We start from the raw sequence: 19,570 nt of genomic DNA, 5'->3' as shown, positions 1-19,570 counted from the left end.
GGGCCAATGCTCCCTCCAGCCGCATGCACGAGACCATATGCCCCGCCACCGCCGTCGAATCCTACCCGGATCTCCCAACCAGCTCGGCGCCGTCTGGGACGGCGCCGGCACTAATTTCGCCCTGTTCTCCGGCCGTGCGACGAAGGTCGAACTCTGCCTGTTCGACCCCGGCGGCCGGCGGCAGACCGAATGCATCGCGCTGCCCGAATATACCGACGAGGTATGGCACGGCTATCTGCCGGAAGTCGGCCCGGGGCAGCTCTACGGCTATCGCGTCCACGGGCCGTATCGGCCCGCGGAAGGGCTGCGGTTCAATCCGCGCAAGCTGCTGATCGACCCCTATGCCCGCGAACTGCACGGCTCGGTGCGCTGGAGCGACGCGCACTTCGGCTACCATGTCGGCAGCCAACGCCGCGACCTGTCGCTCGATCGTCGCGACAGCGCGTCGGGCATGCCGAAATGCCGCGTGGTCGACCCCGCCTTCAGTTGGGGCGACGACCGGCGTCCCCGGACCCCCTGGTCCGAGACCGTGATCTACGAGGTCCACGTGCGCGGCTTCACGCAGCTGCACACGATGATCCCGGAGCGGTTGCGCGGAACGTTCACCGGCTTCGCGACCGACCCGGTGATCGACTACCTGGTCGACCTGGGCGTGACGGCGGTACAGCTCATGCCCGTCCACGCATTCGTCGACGACCGGCATCTCGTGGGGAACGGCCTGCGGAACTATTGGGGCTACAACACCATAGGCTTCTTCGCCCCGGAGCCGTCCTATCTGAGCAATGGCGATTCCCGCGAATTCAAGACGATGGTCCGGCGGTTTCACGATGCCGGCATCGAGGTGCTGCTGGACGTCGTCTACAACCACACGGCCGAGGGAAACGAGCAGGGTCCGACCCTCAGCTTCCGCGGCATCGACAACGGTGCGTACTACCGTCTGCTCCCGGACAATCCCCGCTATCACATCAACGACACCGGCTGTGGCAACACCCTCAACCTGAGCCATCCCAGGGTGCTTCAGATGGTCCTCGATTCTCTGAGGTATTGGGTGGAGGTGATGCACGTGGACGGCTTCCGTTTCGACCTCGCCGCGACCCTCGGGCGGGAACCGCACGGCTTCGACCAAGGCAGCGGCTTCCTAGACGCCGTGCGACAGGATCCGGTGCTCAGCCAAGTCAAGCTGATCGCGGAGCCCTGGGACATCGGTCCCGGCGGCTACCAGCTGGGCCAGTTTCCACCCGGGTGGGTCGAGCTGAACGACAAGTTCCGCGATGCGGTCCGCCGCTACTGGAAGGGCGACGACGGAATGCTGCCGGAGGTGGCGGCGCGTCTGGCCGGCTCGGCCGACATCTTCGACCATCGTGGTCGCCGTCCGTGGACCAGCGTCAACAAGATCACCTCGCACGACGGCTTCACGCTGAACGACTGGGCCTCCTACAACGACAAGCACAATCAGGCCAACGGCGAGAACAACCAGGACGGCCACAACGCCAACTACAGCTGGAATCACGGGGTCGAGGGTCCGACGAAGGACCCGGCCATCGTCGAACTCCGCGAGCGGCAGAAGCGCAACATGCTCGCCACCCTGATGTTCGCGCATGGCACGCCGTTCCTGCTCGCCGGCGACGAGTTCGGCCGCACGCAGCACGGCAACAACAATGCCTACTGCCAGGACAACGAGATCAGCTGGGTTCACTGGAAGGCGCTCGGTGAAAAGGACAGCAGCCTTCTCGATTTCGCCAAGCGGCTGATCGCGTTTCGACGGATGCATCCGGCTCTGCGCCACCCGCGCTTCCGCCACGGCAACCTGATGCCCGGCAACGGCATCAAGGACATCGCCTGGTACGCGCCTAGCGGCAAGGAGATGACCGACGAGCAGTGGCGCGATTCGCACGCCCGCTGCATAGGGGTCCTCCTCAACGGCGAGGTCGACGAGAAGACGCGCCAGGAGGCGGGCGAAGACCTGCCCGAGATTCTCCTGCTGGTGATGAACTCCCATCACGAGGCGGTGCCGTTCAGACTTCCGCGCCTGGGAACGGCCGGGGCATGGCGACGGTTGTTCGATACGGACCGCCCGGACGTCGATGCCGACGCTGGGCAGGACGAGGCCGCGTACGACGTACCCGGTCGGTCGCTTCAAGTATTCGCCTGGATGGACGTGTCCTGACCGAAGAGCGAGCGTGACGGAGCCACAGATGCAGAACCGGTTCATCCACGACATGAGGTTCGGCGCGCATGTCGGCGCCGACGGCGGCACCCGCTTTCGGCTATGGGCACCCTCCGTCGAGAAGATCGGCATCGAGATCGACGGGAGAGCGCCGATCGCGATGACACAACTCGCCGACGGCTGGTTCGAGGCCAAGAGCGACGCCGCCCCAACCGGAAGCCGCTATTCCTTCGTTCTCCCGGACGGCCTGCGCGTACCCGACCCGGCATCCCGCCGGCAAGCCGAGGATGTCCATGGCCCAAGCATGGTCGTCGACCCCGGATCCTATGTCTGGTCCACCCGCGACTGGCAGGGGCGGCCCTGGGAAGAGACGGTCCTATACGAACTGCACGTGGGCACCTTCTCCGCGGAAGGAACCTTCGAAGGCGTTCGACAGCGTCTCGACCACCTAGTGGACCTCGGCGTCACGGCCGTTGAACTGATGCCGATCTCCGATTTTCCCGGGACGCGCAACTGGGGCTACGACGGCGTGCTTCACTTCGCGCCCGACGCCGTCTACGGCACGCCGGACGATCTGAAGCGGCTCGTAGACGAAGCCCACGCCCGCGGCCTGACGATCTTTCTCGACGTCGTCTACAATCACTTCGGACCTGACGGAAACTACCTCAACGCCTATGCGGCGGGCTTCTTCGACCCCGACGTCCACACCCCCTGGGGGAGCGCCGTCAACTACGCCGCGCGGCCGGTCCGCGATTTCGTCATCGAGAACGCCCTGTACTGGTTGCGGGAGTATCGCTTCGACGGTCTGCGCTTCGACGCCGTCGATCAGATCCGCGATGCCAGCGCCGAACACCTTCTCGAAGAACTCGCCGCCACCGTCCGCTCCAGGCTGACGGCCGAGGAGCCGGGGCGTCACGTGCATCTGGTCCTGGAAAACGACCGCAATCAGGCGGCTCTTCTGGAGAGGTCTGCGGGCCGGCCGAAATATTACGATGCGCAGTGGGACGACGACATCCACCACGTCTACCAGCACCTCGCGAGCGGCGAAGCCGGCGGATACTACGCCGACTATGCGGATCATGCGGTCGAGCGCCTGGGAAAGGCGCTGGCGACCGGTTTCGTCTATCAGGGCGATCCGTCCGCATACCGGCACGGCGAGATCCGCGGCGAGCCGAGCGGCCACCTTCCGCCGACGTCGTTCGTCGCCTTCATCCAGAATCACGATCAGGTCGGCAACCGCGCCTTCGGCGAGCGCATCGACATGCTGGCCGGCACCGCAGAACTGCATGCACTGACGTCGATCTACCTGCTGGCGCCGCAGATACCGCTGATCTTCATGGGCGAGGAGTGGGGCTCGCGCCGACCGTTCCTCTTCTTCACGGATTTCCATGACGAACTCGCCGACGCCGTGCGCGAAGGACGTCGCCGGGAATTCGCACGCTTTCCACAGTTCGCCGATCCGGTTGCTCGGGCCCATATTCCCGACCCGAACGATCCGAGCACGTTCGCGACTTCGAAGCTCGACTGGGACGAGCGAGCCACCGATCCGCACGATGGTCGGCTCGCCCACGTCAAGGAACTCCTGCGGCTGCGGCGGGATCGCATCGTTCCCCTGCTGCGAGGCGCAAACGCCGACGGTCAAGGCGGCGGCAGCTTTTCGGTCGAGGGAATGAACGGACTGCAGGTGTCGTGGCGGCTGCCGGGCGGCGCGCTGACGCTCACGGCGAACCTGAGTCCTGATGAATGGAGCCGGAGCAGTCCGGCGGACGATCCCGGTGAGCTCCTATACGAGAGCAGGCCGGGCACAGCGGACGCCTTATCCGGCGGACGACCGGTCGCCCCATGGAGCGTGGCGTGGATGGTGCGGCGATGAGCGGTGCCGACGCACTCGACCGCCTGGCGGAGCGCTACGGCATCGTCGCCTCCTATCACGACATCTGGGGTGCCGCGCACGCCGCGTCGGCCGGGACTAAGCGCGCCCTCCTGCGCACCATGGGAGTCGTAGCGGACAACGAGGAGGCGGCCGAAGCGAGTCTCCGTGCGCTGGAGGAGGCCGAGTGCGCCCGGATGCTGCCGCCGGTCATCGTCTGCAGTACCAGCGGCCGCTGTTCGGTGCCCGTGTGGTGCGCTGAGCGCGACGGCGGTGAGCTGCGCTGGACCATGGTTGCCGAGACCGGAGAGAGATGGGAGGGCACGACTGCGCCGCAGGTGACGGACCGTCGCACTTCCCCGACCGGCCCGAGGGCTCTGCGGGCTCTGGAACTCGACGCCGGCCCCTTCCCGATCGGCTACCATTCCCTGGACGTCACCGGCCCGGATGGCGAGCGAGACACGTCCACACTCATCGTCACGCCGGACACCTGCTACGGGATCGAGGATGCTGTCGGCGATGCACGCGTGTGGGGTATAGCCGCCCAACTCTACGGCCTCCGCAGCGACCGCAACTGGGGCATCGGCGACTATGGCGATCTCGGTGACCTGGCTGCAGAGGGCGCGGGAAAGGGTGCGGCCGCGATCGGCATCAACCCCGTGCACGCAGGCTTCGCCGCCGATCCACACCATTTCAGCCCCTACTCTCCCTCCTCCCGGATCTTCCTGAACCATCTGAACATCGACGTCACTGCGGTACCCGAGTTCGCGGACTGCCCGCTGGCCAGGGAATTGATGGCGAGTGAACAGGTGTGCCGGGCACTCGAGACGGCGCGCGCCGCGGACCTCGTCGACTACGCATCGGTCTCCGCAGCGAAGCTGCCTGTACTCGAAGCGCTCCACAGGCGGTTCGTCGAAGCAGCATCGCCCGACAGGAAACGCGCATTCGCCACTTTTCGTGAGGGCTGGGGGGACAGCCTCGAGCGCCATGCGATCTTCGAGGCGCTCCATGCGCACTTCTTCGGGACCGATATGCATCTATGGTCCTGGCGGACCTGGCCGGAACCCTATCGCGACTGCGAGAGCGCGGAAGTGGCGGCCTTCGCCGCGGAACACGCCGAGCGCGTCGACTTCTTCGCTTGGCTGCAGTGGATCGCCGACCTGCAGCTCTGCGTTTCCCATCGACGTGCGCGCGAGGCGGGCATGCCGATCGGGGTCTATCGCGACCTCGCCGTCGCCTCGGACGGCGGCGGCAGCATGGCCTGGAGTTGGCCGCAGGTCGTGCTGGCGGGAGCGAGCGTCGGGGCGCCGCCCGACGATCTCGGCCCAATGGGTCAGAACTGGGGTCTTAGTCCGCTCTCTCCACAGGGATTGCGAAAGACGGCGTACGTTCCGTTCATCCATGCACTCCGCGCGAACATGCGGCATGCGGGCGCGCTGCGCATCGACCATGTTATGGCACTGACTCGTCTCTTTTGGATCCCGCCCGGCAAGACCGGACGCGACGGCGCCTACGTCCAGTATCCGTTCGAAGACCTGATCCGGATCGTGGCGCTCGAGTCGCGCCGGCACAGCTGCATCGTGATCGGCGAGGACCTCGGTACGCTGCCCGCCGGTTTCCCCGAAACGCTCCAGCGGTTCGGCGTGCTGTCCTACCGGATCATGAGCTTCGAGCGGAACGATGACGGTGGCTTGAAGCAACCCTCACAGTATCCCGAGCGTGCGTTGGTGGCGGTCGCGACCCACGATATGCCGACAGTGCGCGGGCAATGGGTCGGTCGCGACATCGACTGGCGCGGCCGCGTGGTCGAAGGGATCACGCCGGAATGGGTCGACAGCAGCCACGCCGATCGCAGGCGGACGCGGCAATCGACGATCGCGGCGCTGCGCGATGCCGGACTCGACCCGGGGGACGATGCGGCGGACCAGCCGACACCCGGACTGGCCGAGGCCGTCCACCGCTTCATCGCGCGCACCCCGTCTCGTCTGCTGATGGTGCAGCTGGAGGATCTCCTGGATCTCGATGAGCAGGCGAACCTGCCCGGGACGAGCAGCGAGCATCCGAACTGGCAGCGCCGCCTCCCCTGCACCGTCGGCGAGCTGTTCAGCCATCCGCATGCCGGGCGGATCATCGCGGCACTCAACGAAGAGCGACGTCGCTGACCGCCGGAGGGAGAGACATAGTGGCCGAGGAGAAGACGCCGCCGGGCCCGCCGCCGCTGCCACGGGCCACCTATCGGCTCCAGTTTCGCAAGGAGTTCGGCTTCGACGACGCCACGGCACTCGTGCCCTACCTTGCCAGTCTCGGGATCAGCCATGTCTATGCTTCACCCTTCCTGGCGGCACGACCTGGATCGAGCCACGGCTACGACATCGTCGACCACAACCGCTTCAACCCGGAGGTCGGCGATGCTGCGGGGTTCGAACGGATGGTGGCGGCGCTCCACGCCCATCGGATGGGGCTCATCCTCGACTTCGTTCCGAACCACATGGGCATCGGCAGTTCGGACAATCCCTGGTGGCTCGACGTTCTCGAATGGGGCCAGTCGAGCCCCTATGCCGGCTTCTTCGACATAAACTGGTCGCCCACGGTCGAACATCTCCGCGGCAAGGTGCTGCTGCCCCTGCTCGGGGATCACTATGGCAACGTGCTCGAACGCGGCGAACTGGTGCTGCGCTTCGACCGCGACAACGGCTCGTTCAGCGTCTGGTATTTCGAACACCGCTTCCCCATCGCCGTCCGCGACTATCCCCGCATCCTGCGCGCCGTCCAGGCCGAAACGGAGGGCGCCGGCAAGGCGCTCGCTCCGCTGGTGGCCGGTTTCGCTCGACTGACGGCGAAGCCGCGCGGTGCCCGGCAGGCGGCCATGCTCCGCCGCGAAGCTGATGCGCTGCGCTATGGCTTGGCGGCCCTGGCGAAATCCGATGGTGACATCGCGGCGGCGATCGACCGCGTGGTCGACCGGCTGGACGGCACGCCCGGAGATCCGGCCAGCTTCCGCGACCTGCATGCCCTGCTGGAGCGACAGGCCTATCACATAGCCTATTGGCGCGTGGCGTCGAACGACATCAACTACCGGCGCTTCTTCGACATCAACGATCTCGCCGGACTTGCGATTGAAAACCCGGAACTGTTCGAGATCAGCCACCGGCTCATCTTCCAGCTCATCGCCGAGGGCAAGCTCCAGGGCATCCGTCTCGACCATATCGACGGACTGTACGACCCGCTGGAGTACTGCCGCCGCCTGCAGGATCGGGCCGCCTATCTCGTGCCGCCGCGCGAGGCCACCGCCGCGGGCCAGGGGCAGCAGCCGCGACACCCGATCTACCTCCTTGTCGAGAAGATCCTGGCGCCGCACGAGCACCTCCGGCCCGAATGGCCGGTCGACGGCACCACCGGCTACGAGTTCATGAACCTGGTCAACGGCGTCTTCGTCGACCAGTCCGCCATGGAGCCGCTGACCGAGATCTACGAGCGGTTCCTGGGCCGCCCGTCCGACTTCCCCGAGATGGTGATTGCCGCAAAGCGGCAGATCCTGCGCAACAACCTGTCCAGCGAACTGAACGTCCTGACCGATATGGTCTACCGCATCGCCCGGCAGAGCCTGACGACGCGCGACTTCACGCGGCAGGGAGTGCGCGATGCGCTGACCGAACTGATCGCGCATTTTCCGGTCTACCGCACCTACGTGACAGGCGACGGCGTCGACGAACGCGACCGGCACTATCTCAACTGGGCGATGACCCAGGCGCGCCGCGATTCGACAGCCGACGACCTGTCGATCTTCGATTTCGTCGCCGCCCTGGTCGCGACCGACCTCAAGCGCGAGCCCGGCCGTCCCTATCGCCGAGCGGACGTCATCCATGCCGCGATGAAGTTCCAGCAGCTCACCGGCCCGGTGATGGCGAAGGCCTTCGAGGACACGGCGCTCTACCGGTTCAACCGGTTCATTTCGCTCAACGAGGTCGGCGGCGAACCTGAGCGTTTTGGCGTGTCCCCCTCGGCATTTCACTATCTCAACGCCGACCGCCTGAAGAACCACCCCTTCTCGATGCTGGCGACCGCCACGCATGACCATAAGCGCGGCGAGGACGTGCGGGCGCGACTGAACGTCCTCAGCGAGATGCCGGAGGCTTGGGGCCGCGCAGTCCGGCGCTGGCACCGGCTCAACCGGCTCAAGGTCCGCGATGTCGACGGCCGACCGGCCCCCGGCCGCAACGACGAGTACCTGTTCTATCAGGCGCTCGTCGGTGTCTGGCCGCTGGCCGAGCAAGACATGGCCGATCTGCCTGATCGCGTGGTTGCCTACATGATCAAGGCCGTGCGAGAGGCGAAGGCACGCACGAACTGGACGGCTCCCAAGGTCGACTATGAGGACGGCCTGGAGAATTTCGTGCGTGCCGCGCTCGACCGGGAGCGCAGCGGCACCTTCCTGGCGGACTTTGCAGCCTTTCACCAGGGGATCGCAGCGGCGGGGGCGCTGAACGGGCTGAGTCAGACCGTCCTGAAGCTGACCGCTCCGGGCGTCCCGGACGTCTACCAAGGCACCGAATACTGGGATCTCAGTCTCGTCGACCCGGACAATCGGCGCCCGGTCGACTATGTCGCACGTTTCGACGCCCTGAAGGCGGCGGCGCGTGTGCGGGACCCTGCGCCGCTTCTTCGGGAATGGCGCGACGGCCGCATCAAGCAGTTCGTCATCGCCCGGATCCTGCAGCTGCGGGCAACCTCACCGCAGCTGTTCGCCGCCGGCGACTATTCGGGCGTCGAGGCCGAAGGCGGCGAAAGCGCGAGGATCGTCGCGTTCCGGCGAAACCTCGCCGACGGCAGCGGGATGCTCGTGCTGGTGCCGCGTCTGTGCAGTACGTTCATGAGCGACGAGGGATCGATGACCGTCTCTGCCGCCGCCTTCGAAGGGATGCGGCTTCCCCTGCAAGGCCTCCCGGACGGTGCAGTGGTGACGGACGCCTTCTCCACCAAAAAGGTGCCGATCGAACGGGACGGCTTCATCAAGCTCGACACGCTGCTCGACACCTTACCGGTGGCACTCCTCAGTTGGCAGGTACCCGGGCAACCGTGAGTGCGGCAGCCAAGACCACAGTATGCGGCGCGGCTAAGCCGCCGCGCCGCATAACGGTCAGCTGGCGTACTTGATCGTGCAGCCGTAGGCACGGGTCAGGGACGGATCGGGCGTCTCGCCCTTGGTGACGGCCGTATAGGCTTCCTTGAGGTACGGCCGCGCGGTCTTGACGTCGGCCACTTTGGTCGACGGCTTGTCGTCGATCGCGCCAGCGTAGGCGAGGTTGCCCTGTGCGTCGACGACGTACATGTGCGGCGTCACCTGAGCACCGTAGGCGCGGCCGATGTCGCCCTTCGGATCGAGGATTTTGGCGGTCGGTGCGGCCTTTTCCTCGTCGATGATCTTGTTCGCCTCGACCGGTGTCACGTAACCCTGCTCACCTTCCGCGGACGACACGATCGTCAGCCAGACGGCACCGTCGCCGGTCGTCGTCTTCTGCAGGCCCTGCATGTTGTCGGCATTGTAGTGCTTCCGGACGAACGGGCACTCGTGGTTGGTCCACTCCAGCACGACGGTCTTGCCCCGATAGTCGGAGAGCTTCACCGGCTTGCCGTTAGTGTCGACCGCCTGGAAGTCCGGTGCCGGCTCGCCGACGGCGGCAGTGCCGGCCGCGGCGGTACCCGCGAGCGCGAACTGCGCAGCGAGCCCGGCGGCACACATAAACCCAAGGAAATGACTCTGTCGCTTCATGTCCGTGCGTCCCCATCGGTGGTGGCGGTGAGACCGACGATCGCGTCCAGGACGATCGCCTCAGTCAGAAGCTGCGGCAGGACCATCGGGGTTCCGCCGCGATCGGCCGGGTAGAGGACGTACAAGGGCACGCCATTCCGACCGAATTCCGCGAGATAGCGCGTGATGACCGGGTCGCCGTTCGTCCAGTCGCCCTTGAGGGGGACGATCCCGCCATCGGCGAGCGCCGCACCGACGGCGGCGGAGGACAAGGCTAAGCGTTCGTTGACCTGGCAGGTGATGCACCAGGCCGCGGTCAGGTTTACCAGTACGGCCTTGCCGTCGGCGCGCAGGCTGCCGATCCGCGCGGGGTCGAACCGCTCCCAGGCGACCGCCCCGTCCGAACGGATGACGGCATCCGCCTGTGCCGGAGCCTCGGCGGGAAACCGCACGAGGAGCAGCGCCAGCACGAAGGCGACGACGCCGACGGCGCGCGAGACGATCCGGCCTGCTCCGCGCGGCGCGAGATTCCACAACCAGGCGCCGAAGGCGATGAGGATCATACCACCCAGTGCCGCGATGACGCCGGTCGGGCCCGCCTGTTGGGCCAATACCCACACGAGCCAAGCGGCCGTGGCGAACATCGGGAAGGCGAGGAACTGCTTGAACGCTTCCATCCAGGCACCCGGCTTGGGCAGGAACCGGGCGACACCAGGGAACAGGCTGAGCAGCAGGAAGGGCAATGCCATGCCCAGCCCGAGCGCCAGGAAGATCCCGATCGCCACGGGCGGCGGCTGCGTCACGGCGAACCCGAGCGCCACGCTCATGAAGGGTGCGGTGCACGGCGTCGCGACGATCACCGCCAGGGCCCCGGTGAAGAAGGCACCGGCATGCCCCTGCCGCGCGGCGAGACCCGCGCCGAGATTCGCTCCGCCGGCGACACTGAACACACCGGCCAGATTCAGGCCGATCACCACCATCAGATACGCGAGCAGTAGGATCACGGCCGGATGCTGGAGTTGGAAGCCCCATCCGATCACTGCGCCGCTCTGCTGCAGTGCGACGAGCCCGCCAGCCAGGAGACCGAAGGTAGCCAGCACGCCCGCCGTGTAGGCCAGTCCGTGCAGCCGCACCTCACGACGATGCCCTGCACCGAGACGGGCGACCCCCAGCGCCTTGATGAACAGCACGGGAAAGACGCACGGCATCAGGTTAAGCAGCAGGCCTCCGGCCAACGCCAGCAGTCCCGCCTGAGCCAATCCGATCGATCCGGACGTCAGGCCCCCGATTACTGCGCCAGCAACGGATGCCGGCGGCGGCGCGACGGTTCCAACCGACGCCTCGACCAGGAAGGCCTGCCGAACGGTATTCGAGCCCAGCCTCTCCTCAACCACCAGCACGCCATCGATGGGCGCTATCGGCTTGCCCTTGTCGATGCCCCTCGGGATCGAAAGGGTCAGCCCGTCGGCGTCGATCGAAACCCGTTGCTCGCCCGCGTGCTCCACCGCGTCGGGGTCGTACGGAAAGAAGGCGATGTCGCCGAGGCGGTCACGATCGAGACCGGCGGCGTCGATGCGGAGCAGCAGCGTGTCGGCACTGCCATCCACTACGGCCGACCAGGGGCTCGGTTTCGGCGCGTGCTGGCGCGCCTCGACAAAGCGACCGGCCCAGGCGCCATCGGTGGCTGCTGGCGGACCGGAGACGGTCACGTCCAGCGCGAGCTTCGCTTCTTCAGGGATGCAGATGTCGGCGCAGACGAGCCACTGGGCGGAGGCCTCGACCCGCGCCGTGCTTCCGGGCACGGCGTCGGCCGGCACGCGAAGCGGCACCGGAAGCAGGACCTCGCCGTCGAACCCGTAGTTGACGAACGGCCCCGTCGGAATGCGGTGCGGCGCTGGCCAGACGATCTCCCCTGCCGACCATCCCTGCGGCAGCGTCCATTCGATCGTGGTGGGAAGCCCCGAATCGCCCGGGTTGCGCCAGTAGGAATGCCACTTCGGGGCATGGTCGAGCAGCAGGGCGGCCCAAACGGTTCCGCCGGGAACGGCAGTGCCCTCGGTAATCAGACGGGCTTCGGTCAGGTCGGTGATGCTCGGCGGCGATTCCGCCGCCTGGGCGCCTGCTGCACCCACTGCCGCGAGACATGCGAGGGCCGCGATGCCGCGGCGGATCGAGCGCAGGATCATCATCCGGATCACCTGGGAGCACCGTGCTGCAGGGTCAACGACGATCACCTAACTGTCACCGTCCGCGCGCGACATGCGCAGCTTGAAGATGGTGGAACCGGTCAGTCGTAGGTCCGGCAGGAAATTCTCATGCCGTAGGAAGCGCACGTCCGCCCGCGTCACCGGCCCGACGAACAACAGCCGGTGAGGCACGCTGTAACGCGCGAGCTTCGGTCCGAACACCTTCTGCAGGACGTAGAAGGTCAAATAGTGGTTGTCGACGAGCGCCCGCACCGGCCGGTCGCTGCGCCGCACCACGTGGATCAGGTCCAGGTCGAACAGCTTGTCGCCGTTTACCGGCGAGTGGCGCTCCGGCCCGTCGGAAAAGACGAAATCGTAAGGGCGATCAGGAATGCTCTCGTACTGAACGCCGCGGAAGCATTTGTAGAAGCCGTCGACCTTCGGGCTGTGCAGGATCTCCACATAAGGCCGCATCTCCTGGGGCAGCCGTTCCACGGCCACGCCATGCCAATAGGCATCCTCCTCCATCGAGGTGATCCGCCCGCGCGGCGCGCCTTCGGCCTCGTTCTCGCGCAGTGCCTGCGCCATCGCGACGGTCGATATGCCCGTTCCCATCTCGAGGATCTCGACCGGTTTCTGCTCCCGCACCTGCTCGTAGAGGGTCCAGTAGTCCGAATAGGAAGCGCCGGTCACCTCGGTGCCGTGCGCCACCCGGGTCAACAGGTCCCACAGCACCGGGTTGGCGCGCAGCCGCCTCTCGGCCCAGCGGCTGCGCCGGCCGACGATGAAGTTCACGACATGCCCGCGCAGCCGCTGCAGCGGGTCGAGCCTGTCTGAGAGCGCACTGCCGGGCGGCGCGCCGGGCAGCCCATCCGACCGTGCACTGGTCGGGTCCCCCGGATCAATCGGCATGGGCGCTTCGTCCTTGGGTCGCGACGGCATGGGGCGATCTGGTCATCGGCAGGTCCCGTTTGCGAGGAGGCCCTTCCCCTTCAAGGGAGGGACGACGCGTGCGATGCTGCCCGCACCGAAGCAGAATCCCAAGGGAGAAGACGCGTGACCCTGCCGCTCGCCTCGAAGCTCAAGACCGGCATCATGACGCTGCACCGCCGCAGCGAGCCGGCGACGGGACCGTGGGAGCCAAGCATCGACGAACTGCGCCACCTCGTCGAACTTGTTGACGGCCTTGGCTACGACTCGCTCTTCACCGGCGACCACATCGCCTTCGCAATCCCGATCCTGGATCCGCTGCTGCAGATCGCCCAGGCGGCGGCGTTCAGCCGGCGGCTCACCTTCGGCACCTGCGTCTACCTCCTCGCGCTGCGACACCCGACGCCGGTTGCCAAGCAGATCGCCACCCTCGATCACCTTACCGAAGGCAGGTTCGTTTTCGGCGTCGGTGTCGGCGGCGAATTCCCGGGAGAGTTCGCCGCAAGCGGCATCCCCCACAAGGAACGCGGCGCCCGGGTCAACGAAGGCATCGAGGTGGTACGCAAGCTCTGGCGCGGCGAGAAGGTTGCGCACCAGGGCCGCTTCTTCCAGTTCCCGGAGACGCTGATGCTGCCGCCGCCGCGCCAGGCCGGCGGCCCGCCCATCTGGGTCGGGGGACGCACCGACGCGGCCCTCAAGCGCGCAGCCCTGCTCTGCGACGGTTACGTATCCTATGTTATCACTCCCGACATGTTCGCCGAAGCCCTCGCCAAGATCGAGACCTTCGCCGGCGAGGCGGGCCGCAGCATCGACCGGTTCGACACCGCGCACCTGCTCTTCGCGCGCATCGACGATAGCTACGAGGCCGCCTTCGAGGCCGCCAACAAGACGCTCAGCACGCGGTACGCCATGGACTTCAGCAAGGCCACCAAACGCTACGCCGCGATCGGCCGGCCGGAAGACGTGGCCGAGAGGCTGCACGCCTTCTACGATGCCGGGGTGCGTCACATCGTGATGGATCTGGTCGGCCCCTACGAGGAACGCGACCGGCAGATCGAACGGTTCGCGCGCGAGGTGAAGCCTCTCCTGGCCGACATCCTTTAGGCTCGGCGATGCCGCAGCCGTCGCCCCGACAGAACCGCGTCGACCCGTTCGGCGAGATCCGCGCCGTTTCGGTGCGCGGCACGTTCATGGGCAATCGCGGCATCCTGCACGACGCCGACGGACGTGTCGGTACGGCACGTTGGCGGCTGAAGGCATGGCTGGTCTGCAGGACGGACTTCCGCGGTCGCCATCGGCAGGTGATGGCGCCCAACCGCTACACCGAGCTGTTCTTCCTGGACGAGGCGACGGCCCTGGCCGCCGGGCATCGTCCCTGCTTCGAATGCCGCCGCCGCGCCTTCCTCGCCTTTCGTGACGCGTGGGCAGCGGGCAACGGCTGGGCGGCCGAGGCTCCGCCGCGCGTCGCGGACATCGACTCCCGCCTCCACACCGAACGGGTCGTCCCCCGCACCCGCCGTAAGCTCACCTGGACCGGCAACATCGACGCCCTGCCCGACGGCACGGTCGTTGCTGGCGCTGACGGCGCTGGCACCGCCTTTCTCCTTCTGGGCGAGCACCTGCTACCCTGGCGTTTCGAGGGCTACGGCCGGCCGGAGCGCCGCCCTGCGAATGCAGATGTCACCGTCCTGACGCCGCCGTCGACCGTCGCCGCGCTGGCCGCGGGCTACGCGCCTGTCCTGCATCCATCCGTGTACGAGGATTCCAGATGAGCCGCCACATCGCCTGTCTGACATTCGACTTCGACGCCATGACCGGCTTCACGGCGCGCGGCCAGATGTCGCCGACGCCCGTGTCGCGCGGCGAGTTCGGTGCGGTCGGAGCGCAGCGGCTGGTCGACCTGCTGGCGAAATACGGACTGAGGGCCTCGTTCTTCGTGCCCGGCATCGTCCTGCGAACATATCCGGAGGTCAGCGGCCGGATCGCCGAGGCCGGCCATGAGATCGGCCATCACGGCTGGAGCCACATCCCACCGGCCAACCTCAGCCGCGAAGAGGAAGAGGAAGGCCTCGTCCGCGGCAACGAGGCGATCGAGGCACTCACCGGGCGCAAGGCCCGCGGCTACCGTTCGCCGTCCTGGGACCTGTCGCCGCACACCATCGGCCTGCTGCTCGCGCACGATTTCGTCTACGACAGCAGCATGATGGGCCACGACCACCTGCCCTACCGCGCACGCACCGGCGATATCGTCACCGTCGACGAGCCCATGGTGTTCGGCCGTGAGACGCGGCTGATCGAGATGCCGATCAGCTGGTCGCTCGACGACTATCCGCACTTCGAATATGTGCGGATCGGCAACAGCGTCGCCCCCGGCCTGCGCGACACGGGCAGCGTGCTGACCAACTGGATCGACGACTTCCTCTATATGAAGGAGACGTGCGACTGGGGCGTGCTGACCTACACCTGCCACCCCTACGTCATCGGCCGCGGTCACCGGATCATGATGCTGGAACGGCTGATCCGCCGCCTGCTCGACGAGGGTGCGGTCTTCATGACAATGGAGGAGGCCGCGGACGAGTACGCTGCCCGCGGCTGACCGCCCGCCTTCTACTTCCCCGGCACCGCCCACCGCTTCTCGAAGTCCCACACGTCCGGGAAGCCCATCAGTTCGTGCATCGGGCCGGCTAGCGACAGGGTGGGAACGTCCATCCCCTGGGTCGTGCCGTGCGCCAGCAGGTGCCCATAGGCGCGGCGCATCGCCTCGGCCGCGGCGGTGAACCCGGCTTCCGGCCAGATCGCCATGGCGAAGCCCCAGGATTTCAACGTGTCTGCGTCGATCGCCGGTCCGCGACCACCGGGCACCATGTTGGCCAGCAGCGGCGCGTCGACCTCGCGCCCGATGCGCCGCATCTCCTCTTCGCTCTCCGGCGACTCGACGAAGATGATGTCGGCACCCGCCGCCTGGAACGCCGCGGCGCGCCGCAGCGCCTCGTCCAGGCCCAGGCTGGTGCGCGCGTCGGTGCGCGCCACGATCAGGGTGTCCGCGCTGCTGCGGCTCTCGACCGCGACACGGATCTTCAGCACCATCTCGTCCAGCGGGATCACGCGGCGGCCCGGCGTGTGGCCGCACTTCTTCGGCATCTCCTGGTCTTCGATCTGGATCGCCGCGACGCCGGCATCCTCGTAGCCGCGGACCGTATGCCGCACGTTCAACAGACCGCCATAACCCGTGTCCGCGTCGGCGATCACCGGCTTCTCCGTCAGCCCCGCAATCACCCGCGCCCGCCCGACCATGTCCGTGTAGGTCGCGAGCCCCGCATCGGGCAGCCCCAGATGCGAGGCGGTCACGCCATACCCCGTCATGTAGAGCGCCCGGAACGGCATCCCATCCGCCAGCCGTGCGGAGATCCCGTCGAACACCCCCGGCGCCAGCACGAACTCACCGCCCGCCAGCATACCCCGCAGGGCCTCCCCTCGAACGTTGGTCATCGTCTTGAGCTCCTTTCTTATGGCCCGCATCCACGAGATGCCGGCCTTCCACCTCTGATTTTGATCTTGATTCATATCAAGGTGTCCCGCCCTGCGAACCGCCATTCTGTACGGGCAATGAAGCAATGGAGCGTTGCGATGACCGGTTCGGAGATTGCTTTCCTCTCGATGGTGGTGGCTGGAATGACGGCCTTCGCCATCACCCTTGCGTGGGCAACGAACGCGACGTCGCGTCGTCGCTAGAGACCGTACCAAGGAGGCGACGATGGCGGTTATCCTGGCGGTCGTGACAGGGAGCGACGCGGACACGACGTTACTCGATCATGCGGCCGCAGCCTTCGATGGAGGTCACGTCGAAGTCCTCCACGTCCGACGCGATCCGCGGGAGGCGATACCTCTGGTGGGCGAAGGCCTGTCCCCCGATCTCGTGCAGCGGATGCTGGACGAAGCGGCCCAGGACACGGACCGGCGCGCCCAGCATGCGCGGGCGACCTTCGACGCCTGGAGAGTCCGATCGGGAGCAGACATCTCGGCCGAGCCCTGCGCTTCGGAGACGCTTACGACGCGCTGGACAGAGACCGTCGGCCGGCTCGAAACCATCGTTCCGACCACCGGACGGCTGGCGGATCTGATCGTGCTGGGCCGCCCGGGGACGAGCGGCGTCGACGGACAGGCGGCTGTCGAGGCGGCGCTGTTCGGTAGCGGGCGCCCGGTTCTGCTGGTACCTCACGGCGCGCCGGTACGCCGTGATGCCGCCGCGATCTTCTGGAATGGAAGCGCCGAGGCCTCGCGTGCAGTGGGTGCTGCGCTCCCGGCCCTTCGGCGGTGCGCCAAAGTGCACGTTATTCAACTCCACGAGCATCCCGACACTCCGCCTGCGAAGTCGGAGCTGGCAGATTATCTTGCCTGGCATGGCATTTCCGCTTCCATAGCCACGCTCGCTGCCGACTATCGCGACCCCGGCGAGGCGCTCCTGCAGGAGGCCGCGCGGCTGGGGGCGAACCTGATCGTAATGGGCGCCTATACACACAGCCGGATGCGGCAGATGATTCTCGGGGGCGTGACCAGCCACGTCATGACCGCCGCGGATGTGCCGATCCTGCTCAGCCACTGACGTTTTGGGCGAGTTGGAGGGCACCAGCCGTGGATGAACGGCATCTCCCTTCTCCCGGATCGGCCGGGCCCCACGCCAGCGACGGTGACGCCGTACACATTGAGCTGCTGACCGTGGCACGCGTCGCGCAAGCCTATCCCCTCGCGCGATTCTGCAACCCCGCGCTGACTTATGACGACTGGGCGGCGCTGTGTCACGACGCATCGCCGACTGCCGGGACGCTGCTGGTGGTGTGTGGCCGCGGCTATATCCGGGCCATCTGCCGCTTTACCGCCCAGCGCACCCTGCAGCACGGCTATGCCCTGTTCTTGGACGACCTCGCATCGGGCCATCCACTGGACCCGGCGCGTTTCGCACCATTGCTGATCAGGCAGGCGGAGGAACACGCGCGTAGTCTCGGTTGCACCACGCTGCTCACGCGGGTGCCGCACGAATCTGCGTGGTTGCGACATGTGCTTGAGACGGAGGGCCATAAGGTTGCCGGCACCTGCTTCGCCAAGGCCATCGCTCACCGGTAGCGCCGCCCGCCCGCTTCCGACGAGGCAGATAGCTTTTGTTGTTTGCGCTACCTCAGGGCACGCGTAGCGATGTAGGATCAACTTCGCGTGAGGTGGGACACGCCCCGCGCTGGGCTGGAAACATTCAGGGCGTGGGAGGGCGTGTAGGTGTCGATGCTCGTGACACACAATGTGACGATCCAAGACAGGCGCACCAGCATTCGGCTCGAGCCAGAACTTTGGAATTGTCTGGTCGACATCGCGAATACCCAATCGCTAACGATTCAAGAATTGTGCACGGGAATCTATCTCGGCCACGGATCATCTAGTTATACCGCAGCTGTGCGCGTTTTCATCCTTCTCTACTACTGGCAGCAGGCGAGCGAACGGCGCGTTCACAGCATCATCGGTCCGCTGCCGTCGGATGAAGCCGTACATCGCGACCCGCGCTACCGCAGCAGCTATACCCGCGATAAGGAAGACTTTGATCGCCGGACGATCTGGAACCGCGATCGGCTCGATCTCACCCCTCAATCGGGAATGTTCCTCGCCTATTGGCAGTGGGTTATGCGGCGTCGGGCGCTCGGTCGCCTGCCGCGCTACGATGAACTGTTGACCGGTCCATTCGCGGATGAGTTGGCACGCGGTACCGTCAACATCATCGACACCACACCGGACACCCCCGAAGGCTTCCTGCTCTCACATCTCTCCTCAACTTCCATGCAGTTCAAGGCGTTCGCAGGCCAGAAGGCGATCGGCGATTTGAGCTTCAAGCTTCACGCCCAGTCTCTCGCGCAAGAGACGCAGGAGGTGAAACAGTCCGCCGAGCCGCATGTGGCGTCGATCTCGCAGCGCCACGCCGGGGTAAACCGCGCATATGTGCGCTTGGCCTTGCCGCTCGGCGATCAAACGGGACGCGTCGTTCGGATTGCGACGATCGTGCGCGGTCTCCGCACCACGCCCAGCATCTTCAACGACAAGCTTCTCGGCCTGCAGATCCCCGTGGAGACACGAGGTCAGGCGGCGCGTTCCGCGCCGCCTGCACCGATCCCGATATCATCACCGACATCGGCGCGGATCACGGACAGCAGATCGCCTCGGTCGGCGTAGAAGACCGCATACTTACCGTCCTCGCCACGGCCGGGAAAGTAGCCATCGAAACACGAGAACCGGTTGGGCATTGCCAGATCCTCCCGCGCGACGCGCGCCCATCTCTCGGTGTCGCGCCCAAGCGAGAAGAGCCAGTCGAGATCGAAGTGTCGTAGCGCCAGCGCCCGGTTGATCCGCGGCAACAGGCGCGAGAGGCCGCGGCCGCGCCACTCGGGGTGGAGCCAGTAGCCACCGGTATAGCCGACACGGCCCGACATGATCGGTACATCGTCCGGCGCCACCAGCCGCAAGGGCCGCAGGTCGAGAACGGGCTTACGATCGAAGAAAAGACGATAGCTACGGATGATCTGCATCATGTCGTCGGTGTGTTTCGGCGTGCAAGTTTGACCCCCTTGGCGGGGGTATCGGCGTTCAAAAATGACCCCCTGCTGGTGACGTTGATCAGACTGCCCACCGGC

The 19,570-nt window shown here is 66.5% G+C and carries 15 protein-coding genes; 10 read left to right on the top strand and 5 right to left on the bottom strand.

Going from position 1 to position 19,570, the window contains the following annotated elements:
• Positions 1-37: 37 nt before the first annotated feature.
• The 4 genes from glgX to treY are packed head-to-tail and all read left to right on the top strand — an operon-like array spanning position 38 to position 9,117.
• Entirely contained in the window at positions 38-2,167 is a 2,130-nt protein-coding gene (gene glgX / locus ABIE65_RS12360) for a glycogen debranching protein GlgX (protein ID WP_354078025.1), read from the top strand.
• Positions 2,168-2,195: 28 nt separating this feature from the next.
• The gene (gene treZ, locus ABIE65_RS12355; RefSeq protein ID WP_354078024.1) at positions 2,196-4,040 is read left to right on the top strand and encodes a malto-oligosyltrehalose trehalohydrolase; all 1,845 of its coding nucleotides are present in this window, start codon (positions 2,196-2,198) and stop codon (positions 4,038-4,040) included.
• A complete protein-coding gene (malQ, locus tag ABIE65_RS12350; protein WP_354078023.1) occupies positions 4,037-6,199 on the top strand; it encodes a 4-alpha-glucanotransferase in 2,163 nt (720 codons plus the stop codon). The genes treZ and malQ overlap by 4 nt, the downstream gene beginning before the upstream one ends.
• Positions 6,200-6,219: 20 nt before the next feature.
• Positions 6,220-9,117 (top strand): malto-oligosyltrehalose synthase, encoded by a 2,898-nt coding sequence (gene treY / locus ABIE65_RS12345; protein WP_354078022.1) that lies wholly within the window; start codon positions 6,220-6,222, stop codon positions 9,115-9,117.
• A 57-nt stretch (positions 9,118-9,174) separates the two neighbouring features.
• Here treY and ABIE65_RS12340 read toward each other — a convergent pair whose 3' ends face one another.
• Genes ABIE65_RS12340 through ABIE65_RS12330 form a run of 3 tightly spaced genes read right to left on the bottom strand, consistent with a single transcriptional unit; the run spans position 9,175 to position 12,884 of the window.
• Positions 9,175-9,807, bottom strand: coding sequence for a redoxin domain-containing protein (locus ABIE65_RS12340; protein WP_354078021.1), 633 nt, complete (start codon positions 9,805-9,807; stop codon positions 9,175-9,177).
• Positions 9,804-11,972, bottom strand: coding sequence for a protein-disulfide reductase DsbD family protein (locus ABIE65_RS12335; RefSeq protein WP_354078455.1), 2,169 nt, complete (start codon positions 11,970-11,972; stop codon positions 9,804-9,806). Before ABIE65_RS12335 ends, ABIE65_RS12340 begins: the two co-directional genes overlap by 4 nt.
• A 48-nt stretch (positions 11,973-12,020) precedes the next feature.
• The gene (locus tag ABIE65_RS12330) at positions 12,021-12,884 is read right to left on the bottom strand and encodes an O-methyltransferase (protein WP_354078019.1); all 864 of its coding nucleotides are present in this window, start codon (positions 12,882-12,884) and stop codon (positions 12,021-12,023) included.
• Between the two features lie 144 nt (positions 12,885-13,028).
• On the opposite strand from ABIE65_RS12330, the gene ABIE65_RS12325 reads away from it, so the two are divergent.
• From ABIE65_RS12325 to ABIE65_RS12315, 3 genes are read left to right on the top strand one after another with little or no spacing between them, the layout of a single operon-like run.
• Positions 13,029-14,006 (top strand): LLM class flavin-dependent oxidoreductase, encoded by a 978-nt coding sequence (locus ABIE65_RS12325; RefSeq protein WP_354078018.1) that lies wholly within the window; start codon positions 13,029-13,031, stop codon positions 14,004-14,006.
• An 8-nt stretch (positions 14,007-14,014) separates the two neighbouring features.
• Complete coding sequence (locus ABIE65_RS12320; RefSeq protein WP_354078017.1) at positions 14,015-14,674, top strand: hypothetical protein; 660 nt, start codon at positions 14,015-14,017, stop codon at positions 14,672-14,674.
• A complete protein-coding gene (locus ABIE65_RS12315; protein ID WP_354078015.1) occupies positions 14,671-15,498 on the top strand; it encodes a polysaccharide deacetylase family protein in 828 nt (275 codons plus the stop codon). Before ABIE65_RS12320 ends, ABIE65_RS12315 begins: the two co-directional genes overlap by 4 nt.
• Before the next feature lie 11 nt (positions 15,499-15,509).
• Here the strand turns inward: ABIE65_RS12315 and ABIE65_RS12310 are convergent, their stop codons facing one another.
• Positions 15,510-16,391: an isocitrate lyase/PEP mutase family protein gene (locus ABIE65_RS12310; RefSeq protein WP_354078014.1), complete on the bottom strand. Its 882-nt coding sequence runs from the start codon at positions 16,389-16,391 to the stop codon at positions 15,510-15,512.
• A gap of 400 nt (positions 16,392-16,791) precedes the next feature.
• Between ABIE65_RS12310 and ABIE65_RS12305 the strand changes: the two genes are divergently transcribed.
• From ABIE65_RS12305 to ABIE65_RS12295, 3 genes are all read left to right on the top strand, one after another.
• A complete protein-coding gene (locus ABIE65_RS12305; protein ID WP_354078013.1) occupies positions 16,792-17,505 on the top strand; it encodes a universal stress protein in 714 nt (237 codons plus the stop codon).
• 29 nt (positions 17,506-17,534) lie between these two features.
• Complete coding sequence (locus tag ABIE65_RS12300; RefSeq protein WP_354078012.1) at positions 17,535-18,023, top strand: hypothetical protein; 489 nt, start codon at positions 17,535-17,537, stop codon at positions 18,021-18,023.
• A gap of 153 nt (positions 18,024-18,176) precedes the next feature.
• Positions 18,177-19,112: a ribbon-helix-helix domain-containing protein gene (locus tag ABIE65_RS12295; protein WP_354078453.1), complete on the top strand. Its 936-nt coding sequence runs from the start codon at positions 18,177-18,179 to the stop codon at positions 19,110-19,112.
• Here ABIE65_RS12295 and ABIE65_RS12290 read toward each other — a convergent pair.
• Positions 19,019-19,570: hypothetical protein (locus tag ABIE65_RS12290; RefSeq protein WP_354078011.1), on the bottom strand; the 552-nt coding region annotated here is incomplete at its 5' end. The genes ABIE65_RS12295 and ABIE65_RS12290 overlap by 94 nt on opposite strands.

The organism is Constrictibacter sp. MBR-5 (assembly GCF_040549485.1).
Classification (GTDB): domain Bacteria; phylum Pseudomonadota; class Alphaproteobacteria; order JAJUGE01; family JAJUGE01; genus Constrictibacter.
Note: the sequence above shows the minus strand (reverse complement) of the source record. Positions and strands in the feature narration are given on the sequence as shown.

What these genes read in the sequence shown, in the direction of transcription:
- ABIE65_RS12335 (WP_354078455.1), bottom strand. Translation starts at nt 11,972, where the DNA reads ATGATCCTGCGCTCGATCCGCCGCGGCATCGCGGCCCTCGCATGTCTC.
- ABIE65_RS12315 (WP_354078015.1), top strand. Translation starts at nt 14,671, where the DNA reads ATGAGCCGCCACATCGCCTGTCTGACATTCGACTTCGACGCCATGACC.
- glgX (WP_354078025.1), top strand. Translation starts at nt 38, where the DNA reads ATGCCCCGCCACCGCCGTCGAATCCTACCCGGATCTCCCAACCAGCTC.
- ABIE65_RS12295 (WP_354078453.1), top strand. Translation starts at nt 18,177, where the DNA reads ATGCTCGTGACACACAATGTGACGATCCAAGACAGGCGCACCAGCATT.
- ABIE65_RS12320 (WP_354078017.1), top strand. Translation starts at nt 14,015, where the DNA reads ATGCCGCAGCCGTCGCCCCGACAGAACCGCGTCGACCCGTTCGGCGAG.
- ABIE65_RS12330 (WP_354078019.1), bottom strand. Translation starts at nt 12,884, where the DNA reads ATGCCGATTGATCCGGGGGACCCGACCAGTGCACGGTCGGATGGGCTG.
- malQ (WP_354078023.1), top strand. Translation starts at nt 4,037, where the DNA reads ATGAGCGGTGCCGACGCACTCGACCGCCTGGCGGAGCGCTACGGCATC.
- ABIE65_RS12310 (WP_354078014.1), bottom strand. Translation starts at nt 16,391, where the DNA reads ATGACCAACGTTCGAGGGGAGGCCCTGCGGGGTATGCTGGCGGGCGGT.
- ABIE65_RS12340 (WP_354078021.1), bottom strand. Translation starts at nt 9,807, where the DNA reads ATGAAGCGACAGAGTCATTTCCTTGGGTTTATGTGTGCCGCCGGGCTC.
- treZ (WP_354078024.1), top strand. Translation starts at nt 2,196, where the DNA reads ATGCAGAACCGGTTCATCCACGACATGAGGTTCGGCGCGCATGTCGGC.